General features: G+C 70.2%; 21 protein-coding genes, 2 tRNA genes, 1 other RNA gene and 1 pseudogene. 14 read left to right on the forward strand and 11 right to left on the reverse strand.

What is annotated here, in order from left to right; translation table 11 throughout:
* Positions 1–31 precede the first annotated feature (31 nt).
* On the reverse strand, positions 32–451 hold the full coding sequence (locus ACWGLC_RS08165) for a nuclear transport factor 2 family protein (protein WP_452099414.1): 420 nt from the start codon (positions 449–451) through the stop codon (positions 32–34).
* Between the two features lie 143 nt (positions 452–594).
* On the opposite strand from ACWGLC_RS08165, the gene ACWGLC_RS08170 reads away from it, so the two are divergent.
* The 3 genes from ACWGLC_RS08170 (at position 595) to ACWGLC_RS08180 (ending at position 3,170) form a co-directional block, all read left to right on the forward strand.
* Positions 595–1,581, forward strand: coding sequence for a diaminopimelate dehydrogenase (locus ACWGLC_RS08170; RefSeq protein WP_452099415.1), 987 nt, complete (start codon positions 595–597; stop codon positions 1,579–1,581).
* A 72-nt stretch (positions 1,582–1,653) separates the two neighbouring features.
* The gene (locus ACWGLC_RS08175) at positions 1,654–3,042 is read left to right on the forward strand and encodes a carboxylesterase/lipase family protein (protein WP_452099416.1); all 1,389 of its coding nucleotides are present in this window, start codon (positions 1,654–1,656) and stop codon (positions 3,040–3,042) included.
* 54 nt (positions 3,043–3,096) lie between these two features.
* Positions 3,097–3,170: transfer RNA gene (locus ACWGLC_RS08180), tRNA-Ile, on the forward strand.
* A 43-nt stretch (positions 3,171–3,213) separates the two neighbouring features.
* Here the strand turns inward: ACWGLC_RS08180 and ACWGLC_RS08185 are convergent.
* Positions 3,214–4,308, reverse strand: coding sequence for an alpha/beta hydrolase (locus tag ACWGLC_RS08185; RefSeq protein ID WP_452099417.1), 1,095 nt, complete (start codon positions 4,306–4,308; stop codon positions 3,214–3,216).
* Between the two features lie 80 nt (positions 4,309–4,388).
* Here ACWGLC_RS08185 and ACWGLC_RS08190 point away from each other — a divergent pair, with 80 nt between their 5' ends.
* The 4 genes from ACWGLC_RS08190 to ACWGLC_RS08205 all read left to right on the forward strand — a co-directional run bounded on the left by ACWGLC_RS08190 (position 4,389) and on the right by ACWGLC_RS08205 (position 8,564).
* Positions 4,389–5,318, forward strand: coding sequence for an ABC transporter ATP-binding protein (locus tag ACWGLC_RS08190; protein ID WP_452099418.1), 930 nt, complete (start codon positions 4,389–4,391; stop codon positions 5,316–5,318).
* A complete protein-coding gene (locus ACWGLC_RS08195; protein ID WP_452099419.1) occupies positions 5,315–6,895 on the forward strand; it encodes an ABC transporter permease in 1,581 nt (526 codons plus the stop codon). Before ACWGLC_RS08190 ends, ACWGLC_RS08195 begins: the two co-directional genes overlap by 4 nt.
* A 47-nt stretch (positions 6,896–6,942) precedes the next feature.
* Entirely contained in the window at positions 6,943–7,806 is an 864-nt protein-coding gene (locus ACWGLC_RS08200; protein ID WP_452099420.1) for a serine hydrolase domain-containing protein, read from the forward strand.
* Positions 7,807–8,054: 248 nt separating this feature from the next.
* Positions 8,055–8,564, forward strand: a complete 510-nt coding sequence (locus tag ACWGLC_RS08205) for a DUF3145 family protein (RefSeq protein ID WP_452099421.1) — start codon at positions 8,055–8,057, stop codon at positions 8,562–8,564.
* A 98-nt stretch (positions 8,565–8,662) separates the two neighbouring features.
* Here the strand turns inward: ACWGLC_RS08205 and ACWGLC_RS08210 are convergent, their stop codons facing one another.
* The 5 genes from ACWGLC_RS08210 to aceE form a co-directional block, all read right to left on the reverse strand.
* Entirely contained in the window at positions 8,663–10,099 is a 1,437-nt protein-coding gene (locus ACWGLC_RS08210; protein ID WP_452099422.1) for an acyl-CoA carboxylase subunit beta, read from the reverse strand.
* Between the two features lie 259 nt (positions 10,100–10,358).
* The gene (gene acpM, locus ACWGLC_RS08215; protein ID WP_230929524.1) at positions 10,359–10,610 is read right to left on the reverse strand and encodes a meromycolate extension acyl carrier protein AcpM; all 252 of its coding nucleotides are present in this window, start codon (positions 10,608–10,610) and stop codon (positions 10,359–10,361) included.
* 102 nt (positions 10,611–10,712) lie between these two features.
* Complete coding sequence (locus ACWGLC_RS08220) at positions 10,713–11,639, reverse strand: ACP S-malonyltransferase (protein ID WP_452099423.1); 927 nt, start codon at positions 11,637–11,639, stop codon at positions 10,713–10,715.
* Positions 11,640–11,794: 155 nt separating this feature from the next.
* Positions 11,795–13,048 (reverse strand): PucR family transcriptional regulator, encoded by a 1,254-nt coding sequence (locus tag ACWGLC_RS08225; protein ID WP_452099424.1) that lies wholly within the window; start codon positions 13,046–13,048, stop codon positions 11,795–11,797.
* Positions 13,045–15,840 carry a pyruvate dehydrogenase (acetyl-transferring), homodimeric type gene (gene aceE, locus ACWGLC_RS08230; protein WP_452099425.1) on the reverse strand — a complete coding sequence of 932 codons (2,796 nt, stop codon included), beginning with the start codon at positions 15,838–15,840 and terminating at the stop codon, positions 13,045–13,047. The genes ACWGLC_RS08225 and aceE overlap by 4 nt, the downstream gene beginning before the upstream one ends.
* Before the next feature lie 303 nt (positions 15,841–16,143).
* Here aceE and ACWGLC_RS08235 point away from each other — a divergent pair, with 303 nt between their 5' ends.
* From ACWGLC_RS08235 to ACWGLC_RS08245, 3 genes are all read left to right on the forward strand, one after another.
* Complete coding sequence (locus ACWGLC_RS08235) at positions 16,144–16,578, forward strand: DUF3052 domain-containing protein (RefSeq protein WP_452099426.1); 435 nt, start codon at positions 16,144–16,146, stop codon at positions 16,576–16,578.
* 141 nt (positions 16,579–16,719) lie between these two features.
* A tRNA-Val gene (locus ACWGLC_RS08240) sits at positions 16,720–16,795 on the forward strand.
* 46 nt (positions 16,796–16,841) lie between these two features.
* Positions 16,842–17,714, forward strand: coding sequence for an MBL fold metallo-hydrolase (locus tag ACWGLC_RS08245; protein ID WP_452099427.1), 873 nt, complete (start codon positions 16,842–16,844; stop codon positions 17,712–17,714).
* Positions 17,715–17,750: 36 nt separating this feature from the next.
* On the opposite strand, the gene ACWGLC_RS08250 is transcribed toward ACWGLC_RS08245, so the two are convergent.
* From ACWGLC_RS08250 to ACWGLC_RS08265, 4 genes are all read right to left on the reverse strand, one after another.
* Positions 17,751–18,923 carry an RCC1 domain-containing protein gene (locus ACWGLC_RS08250; protein ID WP_452099428.1) on the reverse strand — a complete coding sequence of 391 codons (1,173 nt, stop codon included), beginning with the start codon at positions 18,921–18,923 and terminating at the stop codon, positions 17,751–17,753.
* A 64-nt stretch (positions 18,924–18,987) separates the two neighbouring features.
* Entirely contained in the window at positions 18,988–20,007 is a 1,020-nt protein-coding gene (locus ACWGLC_RS08255; RefSeq protein ID WP_452099429.1) for an SURF1 family cytochrome oxidase biogenesis protein, read from the reverse strand.
* Positions 20,008–20,037: 30 nt separating this feature from the next.
* Positions 20,038–20,511, reverse strand: coding sequence for a low molecular weight protein-tyrosine-phosphatase (locus tag ACWGLC_RS08260; protein ID WP_452099430.1), 474 nt, complete (start codon positions 20,509–20,511; stop codon positions 20,038–20,040).
* A complete protein-coding gene (locus tag ACWGLC_RS08265; RefSeq protein WP_452099431.1) occupies positions 20,501–21,169 on the reverse strand; it encodes an HAD hydrolase-like protein in 669 nt (222 codons plus the stop codon). The genes ACWGLC_RS08260 and ACWGLC_RS08265 overlap by 11 nt, the downstream gene beginning before the upstream one ends.
* 220 nt (positions 21,170–21,389) lie before the next feature.
* Between ACWGLC_RS08265 and ACWGLC_RS08270 the strand changes: the two genes are divergently transcribed.
* The 4 genes and pseudogenes from ACWGLC_RS08270 (at position 21,390) to rnpB (ending at position 24,430) form a co-directional block, all read left to right on the forward strand.
* Positions 21,390–22,580 carry a Nif3-like dinuclear metal center hexameric protein gene (locus ACWGLC_RS08270; protein ID WP_452099432.1) on the forward strand — a complete coding sequence of 397 codons (1,191 nt, stop codon included), beginning with the start codon at positions 21,390–21,392 and terminating at the stop codon, positions 22,578–22,580.
* Positions 22,581–22,591: 11 nt separating this feature from the next.
* Positions 22,592–23,323 carry a zinc ribbon domain-containing protein gene (locus ACWGLC_RS08275; protein WP_452099433.1) on the forward strand — a complete coding sequence of 244 codons (732 nt, stop codon included), beginning with the start codon at positions 22,592–22,594 and terminating at the stop codon, positions 23,321–23,323.
* Between the two features lie 8 nt (positions 23,324–23,331).
* Positions 23,332–23,967: pseudogene (locus ACWGLC_RS08280) on the forward strand (histidine phosphatase family protein); the annotation flags it as partial.
* A gap of 37 nt (positions 23,968–24,004) precedes the next feature.
* Positions 24,005–24,430, forward strand: an RNA gene (gene rnpB, locus ACWGLC_RS08285) — RNase P RNA component class A.
* Positions 24,431–24,454 lie beyond the last annotated feature (24 nt).

A 24,454-nucleotide genomic window follows, 5' to 3' on the forward strand; every position in this document is an offset into this window, starting at 1 on the left:
GTACTTCCCGCAGGATCCCGGGCTGTGTGAGTCAGCCGGGCTGTAGTGTGCGGCGGTCGCCGAGGGTGAAGTCCACGCGGAGCACCCGGGAATTGATCTGCCACCCCTCGGACGTCCGGGTCCACTCGTCTGTGTATTCGCCGAAGCACTCGTACGACAGTCCGGCTTGCTCGCCTGTCCCGGCATGGTAGACGCGGACGTACGTCCGGCTCCTCGCGTGGTCCTCGTCGTCGCCGGCGAGCTCAACCCGGTGGTTGCCCAGGAGGTGTTGTGACGGACCGCATCCTCCGAGGTGCTGCCGCACTCCCGTGATGATTTCCTGCCGGCCGGTCGACCCGTATCCGGTCGCGGATTCGGTGAACAACTCGCCGAGCGCGTGCCAGTCGCGTGTGTCGAGCGCGGAGGCGACGTCCGACAGGCGCTCGATGATCTGGTCTCTGTCAGTGGTCATCATCCATGTGTATCAGCAGGGTCCCGGCAAGTTTCTGTGCTTCTCGCAATTCGGGCCGCATAGCTCTGCCGGAGGCGGCGGGGCCGCACTCGTCCCGTTCGCTACGCTGAGCACCGGCTCGAACGACGGAGGACAGACAGCGCATGACCACGCAGATTCGGATCGGTATCGCCGGCTACGGCAACCTCGGCCGCGGTGTGGAGGCCGCGCTTGCACAGAACCCCGACATGTCGCTCGTGGGTGTGTTCACCCGCCGCGCGCCGGAGGACGTGGCGACGCTGAGCCCGGAGACCCCGGTGTTCGCGTACGACGCGCTGTCGACCGACGCCGCACAGATCGATGTGCTCATCCTCTGTGGAGGATCCAAGGACGATCTGCCGGTGCAGTCCCCCGAGCTGGCGGCGCGGTTCAACATCGTGGACAGCTTCGACACGCACGCCCGGATCCCCGAGCATTTCGCCGCGGTGGACGCGTCCGCCCGCGCGGCCGGGACCACCGCGTTGATCTCCGCCGGGTGGGATCCCGGGATGCTCTCGATCAACCGCATCCTCGGCGAGGCCCTGCTGCCCGAGGGCGACACGTACACGTTCTGGGGCCGCGGCCTGAGTCAGGGCCACTCGGACGCCGTCCGGCGCGTACCCGGGGTCGCCGGCGGTGTGCAGTACACCCTGCCCAGCGAGACCGCGATCGCCTCTGTGCGGGCCGGCGAGCGTCCGGAGCTCGCCACCCGTGACAAGCACGTTCGCGAGTGTTTCGTGGTGCTCGAGGACGGCGCGGACGCCGCCGCGGTCCGCGAGGCGATCGTGACGATGCCGAACTACTTCGCCGACTACGACACGTCGGTCACCTTCATCACCGCCGAGGAGCTCGCCCGCGACCACGGCGCCATGCCGCACGGCGGGTTCGTCCTCCGCTCCGGGGTGACAGGGCAGGGCAACACCCAGGGCGTCGAGTACCGGCTCACCCTCGGCAGCAACCCCGAGTTCACCGCCAGCGTCCTGGTGGCCTACTCGCGGGCGGTGTACCGGCTCCACCGAGGTGGCCAGGTGGGCGCGGTCACCGTGTTCGACATCGCCCCCGGCCTGCTCTCGCCCAAGACCCCCGAGCAGCTGCGCGCAGACGACCTGTAACGGCGCGCGCGTGGCCCGCGGGCCGCAGGTTCACACGCGGGGGACGGCCCGGTCGCTGGCTACGCTGTGACCATGACAGATGTCGACATCTCGTTGTCCACCGGACGCGTACGAGGGATCGTGCGGGACGGGGTCGCCCGCTTCCTCGGCATCCCCTACGCCGAGGACCCCGTCGGCGAACGGCGATTCGCCGCGCCGATTCCGCGTTCGGCGTGGCAGGACACGCGCGATGCGACCCGACCGGCCGCGACCGCACAGCGGCTGCGGTTCGACCCGGATCCGGCGATCCCCGAGCCGATAGTCGCAGGCACGGACGTGCTGCACGTCGACGTCTGGGCCCCCGCCGAGGGGGCGGGCCATCCGGTGATGGTGTGGATCCACGGCGGCGGCTGGGAGTCGGGTTCCTCGAACCAGCCGTGGTTCGACGGGGCGGCATTCGCGCGCCACGGCGTCGTCGTGGTGTCGGTCGGATATCGCCTCGGGGTCGAGGGGTTCACCTCGTTCCCCGATGCGCCGGACAACCGGGGCATGCTCGACTGGATCGCCGCCCTCGAGTGGGTCCGGAGCGAGATCTCCGCGTTCGGCGGGGATCCCCACCGCGTCACCGTCGCCGGACAGTCCGCCGGCGGGGGAGCGGTGTTGTGTCTGCTCGGATCCCCGGCCGCCGCCGGACTGTTCCAGCGCGCTATCGCGGCGTCACCGGCCGTCCTCCGGGCACCGTCCACTGCCGCGCCAGAGGGTGTCACCGCGGCGTCGTTGGCCGCAGGGGGCAGGGGAGCGGTCGATGAGTTCCATCGCCGGATGCGCAAGGAGAATCAGTTCACGCTGCCGTTCCGGCCGGTGGTCGGCGACGAGTTGTTGCCGGCCCCGCCGTTAGAGGCGGTCGCCGGAGGGCGGGCGAGCGAGGTCCCGCTGATGATCGGTTCCACCGCCACCGAGTTCGAAGCGATTGCCGACAGGCTGCCCGGGCCCGCGTTGGTGCCGGGCGCCGCCCTCATCGCGCTGTCCCAGCAGATCCCGAGGGCGGGGCTGCGTGCGCTGGCCCGCCAGTCCAACGGGCGGTCGTTGCGGCGCAGCGTCGGCGCGGTGATCGATGCGGCCGCCATCCACTCCACGGTCGCCCGCGCTGCCGAGACACGACTCGCGGCCGGCGATCCCACGTGGGTGTACGACTTCTGCTGGGCGGACGGCAACGGCCCGCGGCACTGCGCGGACCTGCCGTTCTTCTGGGGCTCGCCTGATGCGGAGAACGTCGAACGCTATCTGGGTGCCCCGGCCCCGGGGGCGCTGGTCACTGCCATGCACCAATCGTGGGTCCGCTTCGTCACCGATGGTGATCCCGGGTTCGCCGCGTATGAGGCGACCCGGCGCGCGGTCATGTCCTGGGACACCCCGCAGTCCGTCGTCGAGGACGGACTCTCCGCGGTACGGCAGGTCTGGTGGCCGGAGGAGGCACGGTAGCGGCTTGCTAGGATTGCCCGGCGCGCGTCGGGCAGATCCTCGCCGCGCGTATCGGGGGCTATAGCTCAGTTGGTTAGAGCCGCGGACTCATAATCCGCTGGTCGCGGGTTCGAGCCCCGCTGGCCCCACCTCAGGGCACCGCCGGCGGACGTCGAGCGGGCGTCGCCTCGTTCAGTAGGCCAGCCCCATGCGCAGCGCGCCGACCGCCTGGGCCAGTGCTTCACGGGCGACCGGGCTGGCGCCCACGCCGTTGACGAACGGGTGCACCAGCGAGGCGTGCCGCCGCAGCGACACCGCGACGCCGGCGTCGGACATCCTGCGGGCATACGCCTCGCCCTCATCGCGCAACGGATCGAAGCCGCCGGTGGCCACGTGCGCCGGGGGCAGCCTCGAGAAGTCCCTCGCCAGCAGCGGGGAGGCACGCGGGTCGGTGCGGTCGTCGTCGGATCGGATGTAGGTCTTCTCGTACCAGTCCATTGTCGCCTTCGTGAGGTAGAAGCCCTCACGGAACGTCTCGTACGACGCGGTCCGGGTGGACATGTCGGTGGCGGGGACGAACAACAACTGGAAGGCGGGCATCGTCTCGCCGGCGTCGCGGGTCTGTTGACACACGACCGCCGCGAGGTTACCGCCGGCGCTGTCACCGCCCACCGCGATGCGGGAGGCGTCCACACCGAGCTCTGCGGCGTTGTCGCGGACGTACCGGAACGCCGCGAGGGTGTCCTCTACAGCCGTCGGGAACTGGAATTCGGGAGCGAGCCGGTAGTCCACGCTGAGGACCTTCAGGCCGCCCTCCCGGGCGAGGTAGCGGCACGTGGCGTCGTGCGAGTCGACGCTCCCGAGCGTCCACCCGCCACCGTGGAAGTAGATCAGCACCGGCTGCGGCTCGTCGGTGTCCACGGGCGCGTAGAGGCGGGCGGGCAGGTCGGCGCGTGCGGGATCGTCACCGGCGAGCGGAAGGATGATGTCCTTGACGACGGCGAGGTCGATCCGGCCGCCGGACGCGGTGAACGCCGAGCGTTCGACCGTCTCCCGCGCCTCCTCGAGTGCGAGATCCTCGTACTCGCCCCCGGCCATCAGGGAGATCACCCGGAGGCCGGCCTGGAAGTGCGGGTCCAGGGTCTGGCCGTCGACCTGACGCGGCGAGCCCGCGATCGCCCGGATCAGCCCACCCGGTAGGCGCCCCGCCGTCGTCATGGCGGCCTTCACGAGCCGGTCTGCGAGCGTCGGAACGAAGGTCCGGTGGCCGGACATCGGAGAGTTCATTGCCATATTGTGGCGTGTAACCGTCCGCCTGTGGTGGGTATCCGACGGCCGGACGACGGTAGCCGACGAAGGGGCTGGTCATGCGTCCAGAAACCGACGACGTCATCCGGATCGAGGGCCTGGTCAAGGCATTCGGCAGGGCTCGGGCGCTCGACGGGCTCGACCTGGACGTGAGCCGCGGCGAGGTCCACGGATTCCTCGGTCCCAACGGGTCGGGGAAGTCCACCACCATCCGGATCGTGCTCGGGCTCATGCGTGCGGACTCCGGACGGGTCACCCTGTTCGGCGCGGACCCGTGGCGCGACGCGGTCGACCTCCACAGCCGCCTGGCCTACGTCCCGGGCGACGTCACGCTCTGGCCGCGGCTGACCGGCGGGCAGAGTATCGACCTGCTCGGCAGGGCGCTGGGCGGCCTCGAGCAGGGGCGTCGCGACGGACTGATCGAGCGGTTCCGACTGGACCCGACCAAGCACACCCGCGACTACTCCAAGGGCAACCGGCAGAAGGTCTCCCTGATCGCCGCGTTCGCCTCTGATCCCGAGCTACTCGTACTGGACGAGCCGACATCCGGGCTGGACCCGCTGATGGAGCAGGTGTTCCAGGAGTGCGTGCGGGACGCGGTCGACCGCGGCACCACGGTATTGCTGTCGAGCCACATCATGGGTGAGGTCGAGGCGCTCGCCGACCGCGTCAGCATCATCCGCGACGGCCGCACGGTCAGCTCGGGGACACTCGCGGAACTGCGACGGCACACCACCACCGAGGTGCACGCGATCACCGACAGGAGGCCCGACGGGCTCGACAGAATCGGCGACGTCGTGGACGGTGGCGTGGACGGGTTGCGGGTCACGGAGGTCGACGGTCGGTTCGAGGTCCGCTGCCACGTGCCGGCCGCTCTGCTCGGAGAGGTGACAGGGGTTCTGCACGACGCCGGGATCCACACCCTCACCGCGACCCCGCCGAGCCTCGACGATCTCTTCCTGGACGCCTATTCGGGAGCGCGGGCGTGACCTCGCCGCTGGCCGGCACGGGACTGCTCGCCCGGGTCGCGCTGCGCACGGGCTGGCGACCCGCAGCCGCGTGGGTGATCGGACTATCCGTCCTGTTCCTGGCCACCGGCGTGTCGATCGCGTCGCTGTATGACACCCCGGCCAAGCGAGCCACGTACTCGGCCTCGCTCGGCGACACGATGGTGATGCTCACCGGCCGCGTAGCCGGACTCGACACCCTCGGTGGGATCGTCATGAACGAGTTCGCGTCGCTCGTCTCGTTCGGCATCCCGATCATGGCGATCGCTCTCACCGTCGGCGTGACGAGGAGGGAAGAGGAGTCCGGACGCTCCGAGCTGATGCTGTCGGCCAGGGTGGCCAGACTCGCCCCGGTCACTGCCGCCCTCGTCGTCGTCGTCGGGATCTTCCTCCTCCTCGGGCTGGCACTGTGGGCGGCCACATTCGCGCTCGACATCGACCGCACCGGCGCGGTGCTCTACGTCGCCTCCATCGCGGCCACAGGAGGGGTCTACGCCGCCGGCGCCGCCGTCCTGGCCCAGGTGTTCGCCCACAGTCGGACCGTCTGGGCGGTGGGATTGGCCATCGCCGGACCCACGCTGGTCACGCGCGGGATCGGCGACACCCGGGGCACCGCGCTCGGCTGGGCCTCCCCTCTCGGCTGGCACACCCTGGTCCGGCCCTTCGGCGACCCCTCCGTGGGGCCGCTGCTGCTGTCCGTCACGGTGGCCGGCTCGCTCGGGGCGCTCGCGGTGTGGCTCGCCGGTCGGCGGGACGTCGGCGAGGGCATGATCCCGACCGGTTCGGGCCCCGCCCACGCGAGCCGGTGGCGCGCGTCCCGCACGGGCGCGGCGGTGCACCAGCACCTCGGCGCGCTGATCGGCTGGACGGTCGGCGTGGTGGCACTGATGGGGCTGTACGGCAGCCTGATGACCGTGGTGGTCGACGCGATCGAATCCAACCCGGATCTCGCCGTTTTTCTCGGAGGCTCGGGCGCGGTGGTGGATTCGGTGGTCCGGATGCTCGTCGCGTTCACCGGTTTCCTCGGGGCCGGGTTCGTGCTGCAGACGCTCGGAGGACTTCGCGGCGAGGAGACGTCCGCGCGACTCGAGGTGGAACTGGCCGGCGAGCGTACGCGCCTGTCCTGGCTGGCCGGGCACGCGGTGGTGGCGGCCGTGGGCGCGACCGTGGTGGTCGCGGCCGGCTCGCTCGCCTTCGCGGCGACTACTGCGGCCGCGCTCGACGACCCCGGGACGTTCGGCTCGATCGTCGGTGCGGGGCTGTGGCAGCTGCCGGCCGTGCTGGCGTTCGCGGCACTGTCCGTGGGACTGTTCGGCCTCGCACCGCGACTGCAGACCCTGGCGTGGGTGGTGTTCGTCGTCGCCGTCGTCGTCACCTTCATGGGACCCACGCTCCGACTCACCGACGCCCAGATGCGGTTCTCCCCGTTCGGGGCGGTGGGCACCCCGCCCGCCGGCCCCGTCGACACGGCGGGGGTCGTGGTGCTGCTCGCGGTGACGGCTGTGCTCGTGACCGCGGGACTCGCGGGCTTCCGGCGTCGGGACGTGCCCCGGACCTGACAGACTGGCGGGCAGGACCGGACCACAAACGCACCACGGAGGAACCGATGTCGCACGACCTGTTCGAGAAGGCGCTCGCCACCGTCGAGGACTGGCCGGTGGACAACGTCTCGGCGGCGGTCGTCGGCCCCGACGGTGCGGTGACGACCCACGGCGACCGGTCCCGCGTGTACCGGCTGGCGTCGGTGACCAAACCGATCGTGGCCCTCGCGGCGCTCCTCGCCGTCGAGGAAGAGGCCATCTCCCTGGACGACCCGGCCGGGCCGGAGGGCTCGACCGTGCGGCACCTGCTCGCCCACGCCTCGGGCCTGGACTTCGCCGACCGCGACAAGGTCCGCACCGCGCCGGGGGAGCGACGCATCTACTCCTCCGCGGGTTTCGAGGTGCTCGCCGACCACATCGCGGAGGCCACGGGCATCGCGTTTCCGGAGTATCTGGACGAGGCCGTGTGCCAGCCGCTCGGCATGACCTCCACGGTCCTCGAGGGCTCGGCCGGGCACGGCGCGTCGGGCAGTCTGGCCGATCTCGTGGCGTTCGCGCGTGAGCTCGTTGCGCCCCGGCTGCTCGCGGCAGCGACCCTCGAGGAGGCGGTGAGTGAGCAGTTTCGCGGACTCGACGGGCTCGTGCCCGGGTACGGCATGCACAAGCCGTGCGAATGGGGGCTGGGCTTCGAGCTGCGCGGCGCCAAGCATCCGCACTGGACCGGGCAGCACAACTCGCCGGCGACGTTCGGTCACTTCGGTCAGTCCGGGACGCTGCTGTGGGTCCAGCCGGAGATCGACACGGCGCTGGTCGTGCTCACCGACCGGGACTTCGGGGACTGGGCCAAGCCGCTGTGGCCCGAGTTGTCCGATCGCGTTGTGGACGCCGCCACTGCGCGGGCGAGTCAGACGGACGCGCTCCGGGGCTGAAGCGCCGGGGCATCTGACGCGACTCGCGGGCGTCGCACGGTTTCTGGTGGAGAGTTCGCGACACACCGCGGCGTGGTCGGATCACCGGAATCACGGTGCTGTAACTTTGCTGAGAATCCAGAAGTGTCACTGGTGTAAGTCGATCACTTGGGGCACAGTGGTGAACAACAACAACACACGCAACATCATTCACACGATTTCATGAGGTCGTTGGGGAAGACGTCCCTCAGTGAGTCGGGAGTGAAGTGATGTCTGACCTTAACCATTTCGCGGATACGACGACCGGCGTGGTGTTCATCCATGCCGCGCCGACCGCGTTGTGTCCTCACGTCGAGTGGGCTCTCGCGAGCATTCTCGACGCGTCGTCGGCCATGCGCTGGGAAGACCAGCCGGCCCAGCCCGGTGCCCGTAAGGCCATCGTGGACTGGATCGGCCCGGTCGGCACCGGCGCGCGCCTCGCTGACGCGTTGGCAAAGTGGTCCATGTTGGCCTTCGAGGTCACCGAGGACCCGAGCGACCTCGTCGACGGCGAACGCTTCTCGCACACGCCCGAGTTGGGCATGTGGCGCGGGCAGACAGGCGCGAGCGGCGACGTCGTGCTCGGAGAAAACAGGCTCCGGCACCTCATGGCCGCCGGTCCCGCGGCGTTCTATGCCGCGGTCGAGGCCGAGCTGGGCTCCGCCTGGGATCGTGCGCTGGAGCCTCTGCGTGGCCATCCCGCCGCCGCCGAGGTCACCTGGCTCTCGCGCGTCGGCTGACGCCGTACGCTCCCGCGTCCACCACGAGAACGCCCGCTCCCGACGATCGGGGAGCGGGCGTTCTCGTGTTCCGGGAACCGGCCGGAGGGCAGGTCAGATCACAGCGGGATGTTCTTGTGCTGGCCGCGGGTGTGCGACGCGGAGCCCAGTGCCTCGGCCAGACGACGACGGGTGTCGGTGGGCTCGATGACCTCGTCCACCACGCCGATCGACATGGCACGGCCCACACCGCCCGCGATCGCCGCGTGCTCCTCCGCCAGACGCTCGTGGAGTTCCTCGCGCTCCTCCTCGGGCGCGGCGGCCAGGGTGCGCTTGTGCAGGATCCCCACTGCGGCCTTGGCTCCCATCACGGCGACCTCGGCGTCCGGCCAGGCGAACACGGCCGAGGCGCCGAGAGCGCGGGAGTTCATCGCGATGTAGGCGCCGCCGTAGATCTTGCGGGTGACCAGGGTGACCCGGGCGACAGAGGCCTCGGCGAACGCGTGGAGGAGTTTGGCGCCGCGACGGACGACGCCCTCCCACTCCTGTGAGACGCCCGGCAGGTAGCCGGGCACGTCCACGATCACGACGAGGGGGACGCCGAAGGCGTTGCAGAGGCGAACAAACCGGGAGGCCTTCTCGGCCGACTCGGAGTTCAGGCAGCCGCCCAGCCGGAGCGGGTTGTTGGCGATCACGCCGACCGAGCGGCCGGCGATCCGGCCGAAGCCCACCACGATGCTGGGGGCCCACTTGGCCTGGAGTTCCTCGAACGTCGTGTTGCCGTCGAGCTCGGAGGAGTCGAGGATGCCGTGGACCAGTGGCCGCACGTCGTAGGCGCGCTTGGGCGACTCGGGCAGCAGCCCGGCGAGATCCGTGTGGTCGGACTCGAGAGCACGCTGGTCGAATTCGCCCTGCGCCGACAGCAGGTTCACGAGGCGGCGAGCCCGGTGCAGGGCGTCACGCTCGTCATCCGCGGCGATATGGCACACACCCGACTTGCGGTGGTGCACGTCCTGGCCGCCCAGGCCCTCCATGTCGACCTGCTCGCCGGTGACGTCGCGGACCACGGCGGGTCCGGTCACGAAGACCTTCCCCTCCGGGGCCATGATCACGACGTCCGTCAGCGCAGGGCCGTAGGCGGCGCCGCCGGCGGCGGGGCCGAGCACGACGGAGATCTGCGGCACGCGGCCCGATGCGCGGACCATCGCCTCGAATACGGTGCCGACGGCGTGCAGCGCCTCGACGCCCTCGGCGAGACGGGCACCGCCCGAATGCCACACGCCGATGACGGGCAGCTCCTCGTCGATGGCGACGTCGATCGCCTTGACGATATGGCGGCAGCCGTCGAGACCCATGGCGCCGCCCATGACGGTCGCGTCAGTGGCGTACGCGACGGTGGCGATGCCGTCGATGCGCCCGCGTGCGGCGAGCGCACCCGAGGCGTCGGGCTCCGTGATGAACTCCAGAGAGGCGGGATCGAAGAGGTTCTCGAGCCGGACGACGGGGTCGCGCGGATCGATCTGGGTGTTCTGGTCCACAGTGCTGGTGATGGTCATGAGTGCAGTCCTTTCCCTGGCGCATGTCCCGGTGAGGGAGAGTGCGCCGTTAACGGACCCCCGGACTGGCTGGTGGGTGAGCGCCGGGATCGGGACCCCCGTCCCGATCCGGTTCTCGTACCCGGTCTCCCGCGCTGGGCGGGTTGTCGTTGATATGGAGTGCCCCGCGGTGACGGGAGGGGACGCGGGCTCGACGTGGTGCACCGACCGCACCTTTCGGCCCATGAGCGCGTCCCCGCCCGTCATGCGAGGCGGGATATCAGGCCTGGTCGATCTTCTTGATGTAATCGACCGCATCCTGCACGGTACGCAACTTCGCGAGGTCCTCGTCGGGGATCTCTACCCCGTAGCGATCCTCGGTCTGCACGGCGATCTCCACCATGGAGAGCGAATCGATGTCGAGATCATCGACGAAGGACTTCTCCGGGGTCACCTCGGAAGGCTCGATTCCGGTGACCTCCTCGACGATCTCCGCCAGTCCTGAGACGATCTCGGCCTCGGTGCGTGCCATGTGGTGTCCTTTCGGTTGGGTTACGCCGTGCCCGGCGGGCATGACGAACGGCAGTAGGCGATCTCCGGCGGGCGCCGGATCTCGCGGGTGGATGGGTGTGGTCTAGGTGCCGCTGAGCGCGGGAACCGAGTCGAGCGTCTGCTCGAGATCCTCGGGGGTGTTGAGCCCGTAGCGGGGGACATCGCGCATCATCCGCTTGGCGAGCCCGACGAGCGCACCGGACGGCGGGAGCTCGACGAAGGTGTCGACGCCGCGCTTGAGCATCGTCTGGGTGCACAGGTCCCAGCGGACGGGGCTGGTGATCTGGGAGATCACGCGATCGAGCGCCTCACGGCCGGAGGTGACGGCCATGCCGTCCGCGTTCGACAGCAACGTCAGCTCGGGATCGCTCACCCGGATCGAGGCGGCGAGCTCGCCGACCCCGTCGACCGCCGAGGCCATGAACTGGGTGTGGAACGCGCCGGCGACCTCGAGTCGACGCAGCCGCGCACGGCTCGGCGGGTTCTGTTCCAGGGCGTCGCACGCCTCCAGTGGCCCGGCGGCGACGATCTGGCCCGCCCCGTTGCGGTTGGCGGGCGTCAGACCGGCGTTCTCGAGCGCGAGCAGCACATCGGCCTCGACGCCGCCGAGCACGGCGATCATCCCGGTGGGGCGATCAGCGCACGCCTGGGACATGGCATGGCCCCGCACGGAGGCGAGCCGCAGGGCGTCGGACTCGGAGATGACCCCGGCGATCGCGAGCGCCGCGACCTCGCCGATCGAATGTCCCGCCACGATGGTGTCGGCGGGGATCTGACCGCGACGACGGAGCTCGGCCGCGCCGAGCAGCGCGGAGGCCACGACCAGTGGCTGGGTCACCGCGGTGTCGGTGATGTCCTGAAGGGTCGCAGTGGTTCCCAGCCGCTCGAGGTCGAGTCCGCTGGCGGCGGTCCACTCATCGATACGGCTTTGGGCACCGGGTAGCTCGAGCCAGGGCGCGAGCATCCCGGCCTTCTGGGACCCTTGTCCGGGGGCAGTAAGGCAAAGCACGGGTATCAGACAACACGGCCGGGGTCGGTTCCACTGATGTTCTGCAAGCCAGAAACGGAAACGAGATTTTGTGGAGTTCCCACAAAACGCGAGTTGGTGGCTGGCCCATCTATCGGAGAGTCCGTTTCGTTACACCTTGGGACGAGAGTGATTATTTAGCTCTCCTGAGATCCGCGATCGTCGAACTTCCCCAGAACCAGGGCGATTCGGAGGACAAAAGCATCCCTGGCGTTAAGGGGGTCGAAGGCGGTGATCTGGCTCACTCTTTTCAAGCGGTAGCGCACGGTATTGGGATGGACATACAACTCCCGAGCGCACTTCTCGACGTGTCCGCCGGAGTCGAGATAGGCCCGCAGGGTGTCCTCGACCGAGGAATCCGCACCGCGGAGCGGTGCGACGACGCGCTCGACGAGCATGGAGGCCGCGCTGCGATCTCCGCCGAGGACACGCTCGGGGAGGAGGTCCATCGCGGCCACGGGCCGGGGTGCACCCGGCCATCCGCTCACGGCCGCTGCGCCGGACAGTGCTTCGGCTGCGCTGTCCGGCGCCTCCACGAGCGACCCCACCGTGTGCCCGTGGACGACGGGGGCCTCGGGGGAGAAGGCGCCGAGAACCGCCGGGGGGATGGTTACGGTCGACTCGATCTCTCCGGAGAGGATGACGACGAGCCGCGCCCCCTGCACCACCGCCAGGGCGTGGCGGCCGGAAGCGACGGCCGCCCGATGCACCGCGGTGACCGAGGCCAGGCCGAGGTCGTCACGGGGGGAACCGATGATCACGGTGGCGGCCGTGGTCGGATCCCAGTTGAGGGCGGAGGCCCCCGAGGTGAGATCGGCGTAGCGGTCACCACGGACGACCGCGTCGACGATCATCGCCTCCATGCGGGTGTCCCACGCGCCGCGGTTCTCAGCCGCGGCCGCGTACACGGAGGCCGCGGTGAATCCCAGTTCGCGACCGAACTTGAGGACGGCGGCGATCATGAGTCCGCGTTGCCGTTCGTTGTGGGTGATTCGGGGCATCACCAGCTCGAAGTACTCGAGGGTGGAACGGACCAGCTGAACGGTCTGCTGCAGGGTCAGTCCCTGCCCGAGTCCCTTGGGAAGCAGCTTGAATCCCGCGATGGTGTCCGTGTGTTGCGCCTGCGGGTTGCGCATCCAGGTCACGAAGTCTCGCACCGCACTCTGGATGATGAGCTGGATCTCCGCGCGTTGATCGGCTGACAGTTCCGCGAAGAACGGCAGTTCCACCTCGAGGGCGCGGACGGCCTCGGTCGACAACGTCCCCGAGTACCGGGTGATGCGCTTGAGGAGCGCGTCCGACACAGGCCGTTGATCCGGCGGCGTGGCGGACCGCCGCCGGATCGACTGCTTCTCCTGTGCCCCGGGCTCGGGGTCGGTCGTATCGGTCACGCCACTCCGGGGTCCGTCGTCGACTCCGGAGCCGCCATCACGTCGTCGATCTGATATTGGCGGGCCGCCTCCAGCAGGGTGCGCTTCTCGATGCTGCCCTCGCGGACCAGGCCCGCGAGCACGGCCACGATGATCGACTCGGTGTCGGTGTTGAAGAACCGACGGGCGGCGGGCCGGGTGTCGGAGAAGCCGAAACCGTCGCAGCCCAGCACGGTGAAGTCGCCGGGCACCCAGGCGCGGATCTGGTCCGGCACAGCCTTCTGGAAGTCGGTCACCGCGACCTTCGGGCCCTTCGCGTCGGCCAGCGCGGCCGTCACGAACGGGACGCGCGGCTGCTGATCGGGGTGACGCAGCTCGTGCCGCTCGCACTCGAAGCCGTCCCTGGCGAGCTCGTTCCAGGATGTCGCCGACCACAGGTCCGCTGCGACGTCCCACGTCTCGGCGAGGATCTTCTGCGCCTCGACGGCCGCGTACATGGCCACACCCGAGGCGAGGATCGAGGCCTTGTGGGTCCCGCTCTCGGCCTTGCGGAACCGGTAGAGGCCGCGGAGCAGCGCGTCGGCGTCCAGGTCCTCGGGCTCGGCCGGCTGGGGGACGGGCTCGTTGTACAGCGTGATGTAGTACGAGACGTTGCGGTCGATCCCGTCGGTCTCGGTCTCATGCGAGGCCCCGGGGCCGTACATCCGCTCGATGCCGGCGCGGATGATGTGCGCGACCTCGTAGCCCCACGCCGGGTCGTAGGAGATGATCCCCGGGTTGGTGGCGGCCAGGAGCGGGGAGTGGCCGTCCATGTGCTGCAGACCCTCACCGGTGAGCGTCGTGCGGCCGGCGGTGGCGCCCAACAGGAAACCCCGGGCCAGCTGGTCGGAGGCGGCCCAGATGCCGTCGCCGGTGCGCTGGAAGCCGAACATCGAATAGAAGATGTACAGCGGGATCATCGGCTCGCCGTGGGTGGCGTACGCGGTGCCGGCGGCGGTGAACTCCGCCACCGAACCGGCCTCGCTGATCCCCTCATGCATGATCTGGCCGTCCTTGGCCTCCTTGTAGCTGAGCATGAGGTCGTGGTCGACCGAGGTGTAGTTCTGCCCGTGCGGGTTGTAGATCTTCAGCGTCGGGAACCAGGAGTCCATCCCGAAGGTCCGGGCCTCGTCGGGGATGATCGGCACGAAGCGGTCCTTCAGGTCCTCGTCGCGCATGAGTTCCTTGACCGTGCGCACCAGCGCCATCGTGGTGGCCACGGACTGCTTACCCGAGCCCTTGCGGAGCGAGGGCATGGAGTCGATTCCCGGGACGGACAGCGGGGTGAACGTCTGCCGACGCTCCGGGACGTGGCCGCCGAGCGCTGACCGCCGCTCGAGCATGTAGCGGATCTCGGGGGAGTTCGGGCCCGGGTTGTAGTACGGGGGCTGCGTCGGATCCGCCTCGAGTTCCTCATCGGTGATGGGGATCCGCTGGGTGTCGCGGAACAGCTTCAGGTCGTCCAGGGTCAGTTTCTTCATCTGGTGGGTCGCGTTGCGGCCCTCGAAGTTCTGGCCGAGGCCGAAACCCTTGATGGTGTGCGCGAGGATCACCGTCGGCTGTCCGGTGTGCTCCAGGGCGGCCTTGTACGCGGCGTGGATCTTGCGGTAGTCGTGGCCGCCGCGGCGGAGATCCCAGATCTCGTCGTCGGTCATGTCCTCGACGAGTTTCGCGGTGCGGGGGTCCCGGCCGAAGAAGTGCTCGCGGATCCAGGCGCCGTCATTGGCGCGGAACGTCTGGTAGTCGCCGTCCGAGACGGAGTTCATCAGGGATACCAGTGCACCCTCGGTGTCCTTCTCGAACAGCTTGTCCCACTCGCGGCCCCAGACGACCTTGATGACGTTCCAGCCCGCACCGCTGAAGTACGACTCCAGTTCCTGGAGGATCTGGCCGTTTCCGCGCACCGGCCCGTCGAGTCGCTGGAGGTTGCAGTTGATCACGAACGTGAGGTTGTCCAGGCCGTCGTTCGCCGCGACCTGGAGGGCGCCCCGCGACTCGACCTCGTCCATCTCGCCGTCGCCGAGGAACGCCCAGACGTGCTGCTCAGAGGTGTCCGCGATCCCGCGGTTGTGCAGGTACCGGTTGAACCGCGCCTGGAAGATCGCGTTGAGCGGACCCAGTCCCATCGAGACCGTGGGGAACTCCCAGAACTCGGGGAGGCAGCGGGGGTGCGGGTAAGAGGGCAGCGACCGTCCGGGGTGGCTCTTCTCCTGTCGGAACCCGTCCAGGTCGTGCTCACGCAGCCGGCCCTCGAGGTAGGCGCGTGCGTACATGCCGGGAGAGGCGTGGCCCTGGAAGTAGATGTGGTCGCCGCCGCCGGGGTGGTCCTTGCCGCGGAAGAAATGGTTGTAACCCACCTCGTACAGCGGGGCGGCGCCGGCGTAGGTCGAGATGTGGCCGCCGACCCCGATGCCCGGGCGCTGGGCGCGGTGCACCATGATCGCGGCGTTCCAGCGGATCCAGCGGCGGTAGGTGCGCTCCACGGACTCGTCACCGGGGAAGTTCGGTTCGAGACTGGTGGGGATCGTGTTGACATAGTCGGTCGAGGTGAGCGCGGGAAGCGGCACACGCTGCTTCGACGCGCGCTCGAGCAGACGGAGCATCAGGTAGCGGGCACGCTCGGGGCCGGCCTCGGCCAGGAGACCGTCGAGCGAGTCCATCCACTCCTGGGTCTCCTCCGGGTCGGAGTCGTTGAGGTACGAGGCGACCCCCTCGCGGAGGACCGGCACATTGGTGGGTGCGGAACCGTCCTTGGAGCCTGCTCTGGGCGTCATATCTCTCGTCCTCACTTCTGCGATTCAAACCGTGATGGCCAGGTGGGGCCATCACCCATGTCGTGGTGCAGCTTCCGGGCCGCCGCGTGTGCCGCGGGTGTGGGCGGGAGGGCGGCGAGCCCGGTATGGACCGTTAGTCGGGCCACGATCCCGATTGTGCCCCAAAGCGTGACGGGCGACACGTGGGCGGTGCCGGACCCGTTAAATCGGCGGTAGTCGTTTCGCCTGCGCCCGTGCGCGGGTACTGTTCCTAGTCAGCGAAGAACCGAAACATCAACCCGGATTAGAGGGAGGAACACCACGGTGGTCGCCGCGGCGAACCAGCAGGGCGAAGCGGACCAGGTTTCTGGTCAGCTCGAACTGGCGGAGGGCATGCTCGTTCAGGAGGTCGGATGGGATTCCGATTGTGACGAGTCGATCAGCGAGGCTGTCGAGGACGCCGTCGGATCAGAGTTGCTGGAGGAAGACACCGATGAGGTGGTCGACGCTGTGCTGCTCTGGTGGCGCGACGGTGACGGCGACCTCGTCGATCGGCTGATGGATGCGGTGACTCCTCTGACAGACGACGGATCCGTGTGGGTCCTCACCCCCAAGACGGGGCTGGACGGGCATGTCGAGCCGGCGGTCATCGCGGAATCGGCGCAGACCGCGGGGATGCTGCAGACCCGGACGGCCGCCCTCGGCGACTGGGCCGGTAGCCGACTCACCCTCCGGAAGAACAGCGCTCCCCGGAAGTAGTCCTTCCCGGGTAGGTAACGCGTTCTCGCCCGAGCCGAATGTGAGCGCCGCCCCCGGCGAACCGGGGGCGGGGCGGCAGTCGGTCCGCGAGGCGAGTGCGTTAGTCTCACCTGCACCGGTGCGCTCGACGCACCGGGCCACGCGCGCGTAGCTCAGCGGTTAGAGCTCTGGTTTTACACACCAGCGGTCGGGGGTTCGATTCCCTCCGCGCGCACCACGGAAGATGCACTCCGTGCGTCCCCTCGTGAGCGGAGGTAGCGCCCATGAATGCCCGGCGACGCCCACTGGGACCGAATGTCGACCAGCTCGTCGGACCGCAGGGGGGTCGTTACCCCGACGGCAACCCGCTGCAGATCCGGGCGGGCGAGAGTGTAATCCTGCTCGACTCGGCCACCCATCTGGACCCCACCGCGGCCGACCTGCTGCTGCTCAGCCACTTCCACGAGGATCATGTCGTGGGCGCCGGTCGCCGCACGGGCCCGGTCGTGGTCCACGAGAAGGACGCAGGCCCAGTCAGGGACTGGGAGGCGTTCGTCGACGAGATGGGGTTCGCCCGGGGTGCCTGGGAGGCGGAGATGCGGGACGCCTTCGACTGGGCCCCGATCCCTGGCGTCTCGACCTACACCGATGACGAGGTCTTCGACCTCGGTGGTGGGGTGACGGCGACGGTGATCCCCATGCCCGGCCACACGGCGGGGCACTGTGGCTTTCTCATCGAGCCCGACGGGGTTCTCTTCCTCGCGGACGTCGACCTGTCCGCGTTCGGCCCCCTCTACAGCGATCGAAGTGCGAGCCTGGGCGACATGCGTCGCACCGTGGAGATCTGTGCGCAGGTTGAGGCCCGTTGCTACGCGACGTTCCACCACAAGGGTCCGTTCTCCGACCGAGCCGAGTACCGGGACGCGCTCGCGAAATACGCGTCGATGATGGATGCCCGGGAAGCCCGGGTAGTCGAGTTGCTCGGGGCGGGGAGGTCGCGGGCCGACGAGATGGTGGGCGAGGGTGTCCTCTACCGGCCCGGCCCCCGGCCGTTGTTCGCCGACCACATGGAGCGGGAGGTGTGCGTCAAACACCTCGAAGACCTGGTCTCCCGCGGTCTCGCCGTCGACGAGGGTGGCGACTTCCGGCTCGCCTGAGCGGGGATCATGTGGTGACCCCGAGTCGGATCCCGGTCAGGACGAGGGTCCCAGCAGCACGACGTTGCCCGAGACCTCCTGGGCCGGCCCGGGGAGCGGGAGCAGGTAGGGAAGACGATCGGTGTTCTCGTACGGTCCCTCCCGGCGGCTGCCTCCCCACGCCCACAGGCCGCCGTCGTCGTCGAGCCCGTACGAGGCGGAGTCAGCGGCGAATATCCGCGTGAGCGGGGGCAGACCGGGGACCTCGCGCGGGGTGGCTATCGCGGTGTTCTCGGTGCTCCCGTCGCCGAGGACACCTGACACCGTGCGCCCCCAGGCCCAGACCCGGCCTTCCGTATCCAGGGCCAGCGCATAATTGATGCCGCCGGCCACGTGTGACACACCCTCGAGGTCGCCCACCCGCACCGGCCTCGCGGTTTCACCGCCTCGCGGCTCTACGCCGAGCAGACCGTTCTGGTTGTTGCCCCACGCGCACACCTCGCCGGCGCCGGTGGCGATCACGGCGACGTCCCCGGGGTTGGCGATGCTGACCGCTCCGGAGACGTCCTTGATGTCGCGGACGCGGGTTCCGTTCGGTTCCCCCAGACTCCGGACCAGATTGGTGCCCCACCCGGTGACGCGTCCGTCGGCGCGCAGCGCGAGGACGTTGAGACTGCCGTCGGCGATGTGGACGATGTCCTCGACCTTGCCGACCCGGGTGGGCGCCATGCCGTCGAGCTCGTCATCGCGTTGTCCGCCGTCGGCGATCAGGGGATCACCCCATCCCGTCACCGTGCCGTCGCGGTGCGTGACGAGGAAGCTCGAACCCACGGCGGCCACCGAGACCGCGTCGGAGATCCCGGGCACGACCCGCGGGGCGAGGGTTTCGCCGGCGCCGCCGCCGGTGCCGGCGAGCGATCCCTGGTAGTCGACGCCGACGACCGAGACCGTGCCGTCCGTGTGCACGGCCGCAAGGGTGGTGCGCCCGTCGGCGACGGAGACGACCTGCTCCCAGCCCCGAACGGGTCCGACGGGAAGTGAGCTGCGCACGGCGGGTGCCATCAGGATCGCCTGCCCGGGCTCGTGCCGGTCCGGGGTGGGGGCGGCCGAGGAGTCCGAGCACTGATCCGCGGTCGTGACGGCACGGTCGGCGGCGGTGCACGACGTCAGTCCGGCCAGGGCCATGCCGAGCGAGGTCGCGGCGCCCAGGGCGCGCAACAGTCGAGTCATATCAGCGATCTCACCCCATGGACGGCGACGGCGGGGGAGTTCAGGTGAATCGCGCGGCCGGATATCAGGAGCGTAGGCGGTCCGCGCGTCGGTGCGCCCGGCGCTTCTCCGCGTCGTCGCGCTGGCCGTAGCGGGCCCGCATCGCCCGCTCCCGGGCTATCGCCACGTTGGTGGTCGGATCGGCGCCGGCCTCGTCAGCGCCGGCCCCGTCAGCGCCGGAGCCGGGGGTACCGGTCCCGGCACGCGCGCGGGTGGGGGTGTCGCCGGTGACTGTGTCGTCGTCGGAATCATCGCGGGGTTCGCCACCACCGGCGTCTCGCGCCTCGACGTCGGACACCGCGGCCTCCTCGGCGTCGCGACGCCGGGCCTTGACCTCGGACCACGCGAAGTAGCCGAGCGCCGCGGGCGCGAGGATGCCGAAGGCGAGCCACTGCAGGCCGTACGAGAGGTAGGGGCCGGCCTCGATCGACGGAATCGGCGCCGGGTTGAGCGCGCCGGGCTGGCCGCCGGACAACTGCAGGTAGCCGACGGTCTCCACCGGCTGGCCGAGGGTCTCACCGAGGACCACGGGGTCGACGATCCGCACCGCGGGGAGCCCGTCCACGGTCACCGGCTCGGCCTGCCCGTCCTCCGCGGCGCGCAGCCGGGCGGTGATCTCCAGGTTCCCGCCGGGGGCGGCCTCGTATTCCGGCACGGTGTTGTTCTCGCCGACCGGAATGTAGCCGCGGTTGACCAGGAACTCCCGGCCGTCATCGGCGGCGAACGCGGTGAGGACCTGGTAGACGGGCTCGCCGTCGACCGAGCGCAGCCGCAGCAGCGCCTCCGCCTCCGGTTGCCACCGCCCGGCGACGGTGACCAGACGCCACTCGCGCTCGGCGTAGTCCCCGGGGCTCGAGACCACCTCGGCCAACGGCGCCGGTGCCGCCTCCACGGACTCGGCGAGCCGCGCGTTGCGCGCGTCGAGGTCGCCGCTCTTGCCGAGCTGCCACGGGGCGAGGATCGCGAAGCACGCCCAGGCGAACACGATCACGGCCAACACACCCAGAACCCAGCCGGGGGTCAGGAAACGCCGCAGATTCCGCATGCCTCCAGGGTATCCGTCGGACCGGCGGGGCTACCCGAGCAGGCCACGCACCTCGCTGACGAGGCCGGGCAGCGCGGCCGCGATCTGGAGGCGGGTGCGGGTGAAACCGCTGTGGTCGCCGTAGTAGGGGTCGGCGACGTCGGTGCCGTCGGCGCTCGGATCGTACGAGCGCAGCAGACGGATCCGCTCGGCGGCCACGTCCTCGGCGAGCAGGTGGTCGCGGTGGCCGCTGTCGAGTGCCACCACCAGGTCGGCGTCGTGATCAGCGCCGGAGAGCTTGGCCGCGGCATGCACGCTGCCGAACCCGTGCGCCTCGAGCTCGGCGGCCGCCCGCGGGTCCATGCCGTCACCGACGTGCCACCCGCCGGTCCCCACACTCGACACGACCACCTGGTCGCCGATCCCGGCGTCGGCGAACGCCTGCCGCGCCATGGACTCGGCCATGGGGGAGCGGCAGATGTTGCCGGTGCACACGAACACCACTCGCACGCGATCACTGCTCACGGATGATCGCCTCCAGGTCGGCCGTGTCGATCGCGGACCACCGCGCGTCGTTCCACTCCTCAGGCCGCCCGTAGCCCCACCGCACCAGCGCGGTGTCGATGCCGTACAGGGCCGCGCCCTCGACGTCGTGCTCCCGGTCGCCGATCATCAGCGCGCCCCGGGTCCCGCCGTCGGCAGCGGGCACGGCCGCGACCCCGAGCGCATCGAGGGAATGAGCGATCACGTCGGCCTTGGCCAGCCTGCCCACGGACAGGTCGGCGCCGCCGATGAACTCGAACGGCGCGGCCAGGTCGAAGTGGGCGAGGATCCGCCGCGCGGCGTCCTGGTCCTTGCTGGTCGCCACGGCCATCCGGTAGCCGTCCACGGCGAGTCGGTTCAGGAGGGTGTCCATGCCGGTGAACACGGCGTTCTCCTGCCAGCCCACCTCGTCGTAGCGCTCGCGGTAGGCGGCCAGCGCGCGGTCCAGGTCGGCGCCGGCCAGACCGAGTGAGGCGAGGGTCTCCGTCATGGGCGGCCCGGCGATGGAGCGGATGTCGCGCGAGGAGTCCCAGCGGCCGCCCACGGCATCGAGGGCGTGCTGGAGGGAGCGGGAGATGCCGTCGAGGGAGTCGGTGATGGTGCCGTCGAGGTCGACGAGCAGGATCGGTCGGTCGGACATGCCGCCATCCTCCCAGAGATCGCCGGCGCGGGGCCGGGCCGGCCGGGGGAGCGGGTGGCGTGGGTGAGTGGCCCGGGGGACGGGGAGAAGCGACGACGACAACATCGCCCCCACCCCCTCATCCTTCACCGGTGCCGCGGACAGTCGCGGGGGCGGCGGGGCACGATGGTGGGCGGTGTCGTCCGCGTGCGGCGGACGCGGGACGGATAGGGGAATCACAGTGACCACCGGATCTGCAGCAACCGAGCCGGCGACCCCCGGGGCCCCGACCCTCGGCGAGGTCATAGCGATTCTCGAGGAGGCCTACCCGCCCCGACTCGCCGAGTCGTGGGATCGGGTCGGGCTGGTGGCGGGGGATCGCTCGGCGCCGGTGAGGCGGGTCGTGGTGGCCGTGGACGCCACGGACGAGGTCGTCGATCACGCGCTCGCCGAGGACGCCGACCTGCTGCTGGTCCATCACCCGCCGCTGATGAAGGGTGTGCACTCGGTCGCCGCCGATACTCCCAAGGGGCGGTTGCTGCACCGGCTCATCGCAGGTGGGTGCGCCCTGTTCTCGGCGCACACCAACGCCGACTCGGCCCGGCCGGGTGTCAACGACGCCCTCGCAGAGGTACTGGGGCTGACCCCCGGCCGGCCGCTGGCACCGAGCGGTGACGGAACGGTCGACCGGTGGGTCGTGACGGTGCCCGAGGGCGACGTCGACACGCTGATGCAGTCGGTGTTCGCCGCCGGGGCGGGGCGGATGAGTGGTTACACGGAGTGTTCCTTCTCGGTTGCCGGGACGGGGCGGTTCCGACCCGGCGACGGCACCGATCCCACGATCGGCGCGGTGGGTGAGGCCGAGGAGGTGGCCGAGCTCCGGGTGGAGTTCGTCGCCCCGCCGGAGCTGCGGTCGGTGGTGCGACGGGCCGTCATCGATGGCCACCCGTACGAGGTTCCTGCCATGGACGTGCTGGTCAACCATGCCGGACCCGCGCCGAGCGCAGAGGACGCAGGCCTCGGTCGGGTGTGCGAGTTGGACGCTTCCATGACGCTGGCGGAGTTCACCCGGCTGGTGGCGGGCAGGCTGCCGTCCACCTCGTGGGGGGTCCGCGCGGCCGGTGACCCGGAGGCACGGATCCGCCGCGTGGCACTGTGTGGCGGGTCCGGCGACTCGCTGCTGGGTCTGGCCCGGTCGGTCGGTGCGGACGTGTATCTGACCGGCGACCTGCGGCACCACGTGGTCGACGAGCACCTCCGCGAGGGCGGGCCGATGCTCGTCGACGCCGCCCACTGGGCGCTCGAGTTCCCGTGGTGCGCCCAGGCCGCCGCGCTGCTCGAGGAGCGGGCCGGGGTCGTGGCGACGGTGTGTGACCGACGTACCGACCCGTGGACGGTCTCCGCGGGGGGAGACGGCGGCGGGCGGCGGTAGTCTTGGGCCCCATGAAGGCCGATCCCCACCTCCAGCGTCGACTCGTCGACCTCGCCGACCTCGACCTGCGACTGGCCGGGCTCACGCACCGGCGCGATGCGCTGCCGGAGCAGGCGGCTCTCGATGATCTTCAGGCGCAGCGGCGGGCGGGAGTGGAGTCGGCGGCGCGCGCCGGGATCCACGTCGAGGATCTCGACCGGGCGATCGCCAAGCTGCGCTCGGACCTCGACGCTGTTCGTAAGCGCCGCGCCAACGACTCGAAGATGCTTGCTGCCGGCGGCATCTCCGAACGACAGAGCACGGAACTCGAGTACGAGCTCCGGTCGCTGGCCCGCCGCGAGGCGACTCTGCAGGAGGAGCTGGCCGAGCTCGGCGAACGCCATGAGGCGGTCGAGGCCGATGTACGGCATTCCGGAGCAGTAGTCACCGACCTGGATGCGCAGATCGGAATGGCCATCACCGTCCGCGACACCGCTCTGGCCGAGCTCGAGGACTCCGTCACCGCGACGATCGCGGAGCGGGCGCGCGAGGCCGAGGACGTGCCCGCCGACCTGCTGGAGCTTTACAGCCGTAGTGCGGATTCCGCAGGCGTTGGCGCCGCGATCCTCAACGGCAACCGCTGCTCGGCGTGTGCCATGGACCTGGACCGCAGCACGATCTCGGCGTTCCGCTCCGCCGCGGCCGACGAGGTCCTGAACTGTCCCGAGTGCGGCGTGATCGTGGTCCGCACCGCGAACTCGTGAGCGGCGGCCCGGGCTGGACCGGGGCCGTCGGCAGGCCCACCCACATCCTGCTCGCGCGGCACGGTCAGACGCCGCTGTCGGTGGACCGACGCTACTCCGGTCAGGGTGACCCGGGACTCACCGAGCTCGGCGTCGCCCAGGCCGAGCGCACTGCCGCACGCCTGGCGGCGCAGCCGCACCTGGCGGCCGTGGTGTCCTCGCCGCTGCGCCGGTGCCTGGCCACGGCCGAGCGCACGGCCCAGGCGGCAGGTGTCCCGCTGCTCGTCGACGACGACCTGATCGAAACCGATTTCGGTGCCTGGGAGGGGCTGACCTTCCGCGAGGCCGCCGAACAGGACCCCGACGTGCACTCGCAGTGGCTCGGCGACACCACCGTCGCGCCCCCGGGCGGGGAGAGCTTCGCCGTTGTCCGCGAACGTGTCGAGCGGGGGCTGCGCCGGATCGTCGACGAGCGCCCCGGTGGGGTCGTCGCGGTGGTCAGCCACGTCACGCCCATCAAGCTCGCGATCCGGGCGGGGCTGAACGCCGGCGACGATCTGCTGTTCCGTCTGCATCTGGACCTGGCGTCCGTCTCGGACGTGCGCTTCTACTCTGACGGGCCGACCTCGGTACACCTGGTCAACGACACCTCGCATCTCGACTGAAGGTCCAGAGCCGCGAGAGTTTAGACTGTCTGGCGAACGAGCCGGCCGGACGGCCGCGGGACGGGGACCATCGCCGGTCGGCGACAGGCCCGCCTCCCGAGGAAAGTCCGGACTCCACAGAGCAGGGCGGTTGCTAACGGCAACCCGGGGTGACCCGCGGGATCAGTGCCACAGAAAACAGACCGCCGCGCCGTTGGCGCGGTAAGGGTGAAACGGTGCGGTAAGAGCGCACCAGCACCCCGGGTGACCGGGGTGGCTAGGTAAACCCCGCTCGGAGCAAGGTCAAAGACCGCACCACTGGTGGTGCGGTTGCGCGGATGACGTGCAGCGATGCACGAAAGGGCTGCTCGCCCGAGTCCGCGGGTGGACCGCTCGAGGTACCCGGCGACGGTGTACCCAGATGGATGGTCGTCGCCCTCCCTCGTGGAGGGCACAGGATCCGGCTTACAGGCCGGCTCGTTCAACACACCGTGGGCGGAGTCCGGAT

The sequence above is a fragment of the Dietzia sp. NPDC055877 genome (genome assembly GCF_053615975.1).